General features: G+C 59.2%; 6 protein-coding genes and 1 pseudogene. 3 read left to right on the forward strand and 4 right to left on the reverse strand.

The window, feature by feature from the left end; all coding sequences use genetic code 11:
- Window positions 1-811, reverse strand: a pseudogene (locus tag AAAB16_RS19670) (PilZ domain-containing protein); the annotation flags it as partial.
- A gap of 63 nt (window positions 812-874) precedes the next feature.
- Here AAAB16_RS19670 and AAAB16_RS19675 point away from each other — a divergent pair.
- Both AAAB16_RS19675 and AAAB16_RS19680 read left to right on the forward strand, forming a co-directional pair.
- Entirely contained in the window at window positions 875-1,339 is a 465-nt protein-coding gene (locus tag AAAB16_RS19675; RefSeq protein WP_340664853.1) for a TlpA disulfide reductase family protein, read from the forward strand.
- A 4-nt stretch (window positions 1,340-1,343) separates the two neighbouring features.
- Window positions 1,344-1,619 carry an acylphosphatase gene (locus tag AAAB16_RS19680; RefSeq protein WP_340664849.1) on the forward strand — a complete coding sequence of 92 codons (276 nt, stop codon included), beginning with the start codon at window positions 1,344-1,346 and terminating at the stop codon, window positions 1,617-1,619.
- A 111-nt stretch (window positions 1,620-1,730) separates the two neighbouring features.
- Here the strand turns inward: AAAB16_RS19680 and AAAB16_RS19685 are convergent, their stop codons facing one another.
- The 3 genes from AAAB16_RS19685 to AAAB16_RS19695 are packed head-to-tail and all read right to left on the reverse strand — an operon-like array spanning window position 1,731 to window position 5,004.
- The gene (locus tag AAAB16_RS19685; protein ID WP_340664850.1) at window positions 1,731-2,306 is read right to left on the reverse strand and encodes a transglycosylase SLT domain-containing protein; all 576 of its coding nucleotides are present in this window, start codon (window positions 2,304-2,306) and stop codon (window positions 1,731-1,733) included.
- A gap of 7 nt (window positions 2,307-2,313) precedes the next feature.
- Window positions 2,314-3,270 (reverse strand): hypothetical protein, encoded by a 957-nt coding sequence (locus tag AAAB16_RS19690; RefSeq protein ID WP_340664851.1) that lies wholly within the window; start codon window positions 3,268-3,270, stop codon window positions 2,314-2,316.
- 18 nt (window positions 3,271-3,288) lie between these two features.
- Complete coding sequence (locus AAAB16_RS19695; RefSeq protein ID WP_340664852.1) at window positions 3,289-5,004, reverse strand: proline--tRNA ligase; 1,716 nt, start codon at window positions 5,002-5,004, stop codon at window positions 3,289-3,291.
- 114 nt (window positions 5,005-5,118) lie between these two features.
- On the opposite strand from AAAB16_RS19695, the gene AAAB16_RS19700 reads away from it, so the two are divergent.
- On the forward strand, window positions 5,119-5,526 hold the full coding sequence (locus tag AAAB16_RS19700) for a PaaI family thioesterase (protein ID WP_110616385.1): 408 nt from the start codon (window positions 5,119-5,121) through the stop codon (window positions 5,524-5,526).
- Window positions 5,527-5,575 lie beyond the last annotated feature (49 nt).

Raw genomic sequence — 5,575 nt, forward strand, 5'->3', positions numbered from 1 at the left:
GTGCTGGCTCGTGCAGGGCGACCAATAACGCACCCAACTCGAAACGCCGCAGGTAGGTAGGGTCGCCGCCGATTGGTTGCTCAAAGGCCAGGCTCGGCTGCGCTTCGGTCAGATCAACAATCGGCCCTTCGGTGTCGTCCTCTTCATCCCACGGCAGCAAACGGGCTAATTTCGCCAAAGGCGCGAGGGCATTGAACAGCTGCGGGCTTTCGCCTTCGGCCAGATGGAACGGATTGCTCAGCGCTAGCAACAGCATCTGTTGGTAGAGGCCGCGCAACGTATTCGCTGGCAGCGGGTGGAAGGCGGCGGCCACTGGCTCGTCGAGGCAGTCTTGATGCTCGCCAATCCAGTACAGCAAGTGGCTGTCACGCCACAGGCTGGCAGGGGGTTCCTGATACAGCTGATAGTGGCGCAACAGGCTTTGCGCAAGGAAATGCTGGGCCATATACAGGCACCACGCCAGATGCGGGCGTGACGGTTGCCGGCCTTGCAGAATTTGCAGCAGCAGGCGCTTGAAGCCCACGGCCATTTCGCCGCACAAGCGCACAAACAATATCGGCGGTACCGCGCCATTACGGTAATGCTCGGCATAGTGCCGATACTCATCGCTCAAGCTTTGCAGCGCGCGTTGCCTTTCGAGTAAGGTCATGGCGCTGCGATTGAGGCGGAACAGCAAACCCAACACCAGGTGCAGCGCGCTTTCGTGGGACTGCTGACGGGCCTCGACCAGCCGCTCATTGAGGTCGGCCAGCGGTGCCGCTACCTCGTCGCTGATCTCTGGCACTTCAAGGCGTAGGGCGTCCAGTGTCATATCAACCCTGTCGGTACGAGGATCAACTGCATGGCAGCGCTGCTGCGTAGGGTCATTAAAAAAATGCTCATGGGGCAAATTGCCTTGGGGTTGTGCGCCGGGCTGCTGCTGGTCGGCTGTGCTGAAGACTACGGTGTCGATCAACATGGACGAAAGGTAACGGCTGAGCAGTTGGAAGGCCAGTGGTTAGTGATTAATTACTGGGCCGAATGGTGTGGGCCGTGCCGCACCGAGATCCCCGAGTTGAACGCCTTGGCTGAGCAACTCAAGGGCAAGCAGGCGCAGGTAATCGGGGTGAACTTTGATGCCCTGCAAAGCGATGCCTTGAGCAAGGCGGCCGACACCATGGGCATTCGTTTTACCGTGTTGGCCCAAGACCCCGGCGAGCGCTTCCAACTACCGCGCAGCGAAGCCTTGCCGGTGACCTACCTGGTCGACCCCAAAGGCCAAGTGCGCGAGCGCCTGATGGGCGAACAAACCGCAGCCGGCCTGAGCAAGCGCCTGGCTGATCTGCAAGCTGAGGAGTGAAGTCATGGCGCGTATCTGTTTGCACGGTTATGTCAGCGGCAAGGTCCAGGGCGTGTTTTTTCGCCAAAGCACCGAAACCGAAGCCACGCGTCTGGACCTCGACGGCTGGGTACGTAATTTGGCCGATGGCCGCGTTGAGGTGTTAGTCGAAGGCGAGGAAGAGGCCGTACGCGAATTGGCCGCTTGGCTGCAGACGGGGCCAAAGAAAGCCAAGGTGGCGGCGGTGGAGTTGCACGAGCACCCGGTGCAGGGGATTGCCGGGTTTATTGTTCGTGCCTAGCGCAACTGTGCTGTGTTTGATCCAGTAGGGTGTGCTGTGCGCACCAAGCGGTTCGGCATCGGCGTCATGGTGCGCACAGCACACCCTACGGCTTTACGCTCGATAATCGGGTTACGGTTTTACGTACCAATAATCCTGCCAAAACCCGACCACTTTCCCTGAATAGGTGGTCTTCCCCAGGCTGCCGTTATAGCGCGCCAACGCTCGATTGAGGTCGCCGTTTTCCTTTTTCAGGTAGTAGCTAAGAATCGTGCAGCCATAGCGCAGGTTGGTGGCGTTGTCGGTGAGGTTGTCTTGTTCGCGGCCTAGCTCGCCTTTCCAGAAGGTCATCACTTGCATCATGCCTTGGGCGCCGACCGAGGAGATGGCGAAGCGGTTAAAGCGGCTTTCGGTGTGAATTAATGCCAAAACCAGTTCCGGTTTCAAACCGGCTTTGCGCGCTTCGTGGTGCACCTGTTTGAGTAGCGTCAGGCGCTCTTCGGCGTCGGGCATGTAGCGGGCGAGGCGGGTGGACATGTCGAGCAGCCAGACCTCTGCGTCGTAGCGATCAACAAAGCTATCGGCTTCGGAGACGGTGCGTTGCAGCAGCTCGCGCAACTCCGGCTCCGGCGCCTGGCGCACGTTGGCGCTCAGAGGCAGGGCCACCAGCAGTAGGCTGGCCAGCAGGAAGCGTAAACACGCAGTCATGCTGGGCTCAGTTATTGGCGCCTGGATCGGCCACCAAACGGCCGGCATTCTTGCGCAGCGAGGTCAGGAATTCCTGCTGTAGCTCGGGGTCGTTGCGGGTCAGTTCGATCAGGCTTTGTTCCAGTTCGTTGGCTTCTTCTTCCAGGCCGAGGTCGGAGAGCCGTTTGACCCGGTGCACCCACTGCGAGACTTCGTCGTCTTCGAGGTCGTCGTAGATCAGCGCATGGGCTTCCAGCAGCTTGCCGCGCAGGGTGCGGCTAACTTGCAGGCTGGCTTCGGCGCGGGTGTTATCTTGCTCGTCTTCAACACTCAGCAACAGCTTGCCGACGCGGCTGACATCCTGTTCGGCAAACGGGCCGTCGAGCAGGTTGAGGCGCAGCACGCCGTTGCGGTCGGTGGTCAGCTCATGGGTTTGCGGGCCAGCGGTCACCAGCACTGTGCGCTCAGCCCACGGCAGACTGGAGTACTCGGTGCGTTTGTCGGTCTGGTTTTCGTCGATACGTGCCAGGTTCTGTTGCGAGCGGCCGTTGGACTGGGTGTTCATAAACGGGTTAACGCCGGCGAAGCCGTAGTCGATCCAGCCTTTGGTCGCCGTTTCTGGCACGTTGCCCAGCGCCACCACATTCACCACGTTCGCCCCAATACCCGCGACGATTGCCACCACGCCTAACGGCACTTCATACAGTTCGCGCCAGCCTTGGTAGGGCGTGTAGCGGTCGTAATGGCGGGTCACTTCGAACTCAGTCACCTCAAAGGTTTTCTGGTCCTGAATACGTACACGCCGTTGCGGCAGTTCGAGCACGGCTGGTTGGCCGACGTCGATCTGTAGGCTGTGGTTGAGCAATTTGCGCTCGACGCGCTCCTCGTGCTCGGCGCGTTGCGACATATGGTTGGCGCAGCCGCTAAGCAGCAAGGCGCCGCTCAAGGCGGCGCCGATAAGGCTGATGTGACGTGGCTTGAACATGGGTGCTCTGGCTAACAATCAGCGACCGGTACGGGCCTGGATAAAGGACAACACGTCAGCCACCGGAATGGCCTGGGCCTCGGTTTCACGACGGTTCTTGTACTCCAGATTGCCCTCAGCCAGACCGCGGTCGCTGACCACGATGCGGTGCGGGATGCCGATCAGTTCCATATCGGCAAACTTGATGCCGGGGCTGGTTTTCTTATCACGGTCATCCAGCAGCACTTCAAAGCCAGCGGCCGTCAGGTCGGCGTACAGCTTGTCGGTAGCGGCGCGTACGTCTTCGTTCTCGTAGCGCAGCGGTACCAGCGCGACTTGGAACGGCGCCAGGGCGTCGCTCCAGAGAATGCCGCGCTCGTCGTTGTTTTGCTCAATGGCCGCAGCCACCACGCGGGACACGCCGATACCGTAGCAACCCATGGAGAGGATGGCAGGCTTGCCGTTCTCGCCCATCACGGTGCAGTTCATGGCTTCGCTGTATTTGCTGCCGAGCTGGAAGATATGCCCAACTTCAATGCCGCGTTTGATTTCCAGGGTGCCCTGACCATCCGGGCTTGGGTCGCCGGCAACCACGTTGCGCAGGTCGGCCACGTCCGGCAGCGGCAAGTCGCGCTCCCAGTTCACGCCAAAGTAGTGCTTGTCGTCGATGTTGGCGCCGATGGCGAAGTCGCTCATCAGGGCTACCGAGCGGTCGACGATCAACGGCAGCGGCAAGTTCAACGGGCCAAGGGAGCCGGCGCCGGCGCCAATGGCGTTGCGCAGTTCAGCTTCGCTGGCGAATACCAATGGGCTGGCGACCAGCTCCAGATTGGCTGCTTTGATCTCGTTTAGCTCGTGGTCGCCACGAACGATCAAGGCAATCAGCTTGCCTTCTTCGGCCGCATGCACCACCAAGGTCTTGATGGTTTTCTCGATCGGCAGGTTAAAACCTTCCACCAGTTCAGCGATGGTTTTGGCGTTTGGCGTATCGACCAGGCGCATTTCTTCCGTTGCCGCAGCACGAGCAGTTTCGCGCGGAATCGCCTCGGCTTTTTCGACGTTGGCGGCGTAGTCGGAGACGTTGCTGAAGGCGATATCGTCTTCACCGGACTCGGCCAGCACGTGGAATTCGTGCGAGCCAGTACCACCGATGGAGCCTGTGTCGGCTTGCACGGGGCGGAAGTTCAGGCCCAGGCGGCTGAACACATTGCAGTACGCCTGGTGCATACGGTCGTAAGTTTCTTGCAGAGATGCCTGATCGCTATGAAAGGAGTAGGCGTCTTTCATGGTGAATTCGCGGCCACGCATTACACCGAAGCGAGGGCGGATTTCATCGCGGAATTTTGTCTGAATTTGGTACAGATTGATGGGCAGCTGTTTATAACTGCTCAGTTCGTTGCGCATCAGGTCAGTGATTACTTCTTCGTGGGTTGGGCCCACGCAGAACTCACGGCCATGACGGTCTTTCAAACGCAGCAGCTCAGGGCCGTATTGCTCCCAGCGCCCGGACTCTTGCCACAGTTCAGCTGGTTGAATGGCGGGCATCAGCACTTCCAGCGCACCGGCGGCGTTCATTTCTTCGCGCACCACGGTTTCTACTTTGCGCAAAACACGCAGGCCCATCGGCAGCCAGGTGTACAGGCCGGACGCCAGTTTGCGGATCATGCCGGCACGCAGCATTAACTGGTGGCTGACCACGACGGCGTCGGTTGGGTTTTCTTTTAAGGTCGAGAGCAAATACTGACTGGTACGCATGTTTGGCCGTTATATCAGTTGCGAGGGCAAGGAATAGCTCGGCATTGTACGGGGCCAGTTCTGTCGCGTACAGGATTCAGACCATTGCAATGTAAGGGGTTTCCAGTGAGCGCTTTGACTGCCGAGCAAGTACAAGCATTGATCCGCTTTGGCGTGCCCATGGCTGAGGATATCGACCTGTGTATCGATCGCCTGGATGCCAACAACGCCTACGCTCGCGTGCCGTTCCAGGCCAAATTGGTGCGCCCCGGTGGCACCGTTTCAGGGCCGACCATCATGGCGCTGGCGGATGCAGCCATGTACGCCGTGGTGCTGGGGCGCCTGGGCAAAGTGGAAATGGCGGTAACCGCCAACCTGAATATCAACTTCCTGGCCAAGCCCAAACCGGTAGACCTGATCGCCCATGCGCAAATACTTAAACTAAGTCGGCGGCAGGCAGTGTGCGAAGTGTCGTTATATTCAGCAGGCGATGATGACAATTTAGTGGCCCATGTAACGGGTACTTATGCATTGCCGCTTTAAGTTGGTTAATTAGTAGCAAATTGCAGACAAAAAGAAGCCCGGCAAATAC

This window comes from Pseudomonas sp., from assembly GCF_037994325.1.
Lineage (GTDB): Bacteria > Pseudomonadota > Gammaproteobacteria > Pseudomonadales > Pseudomonadaceae > Aquipseudomonas.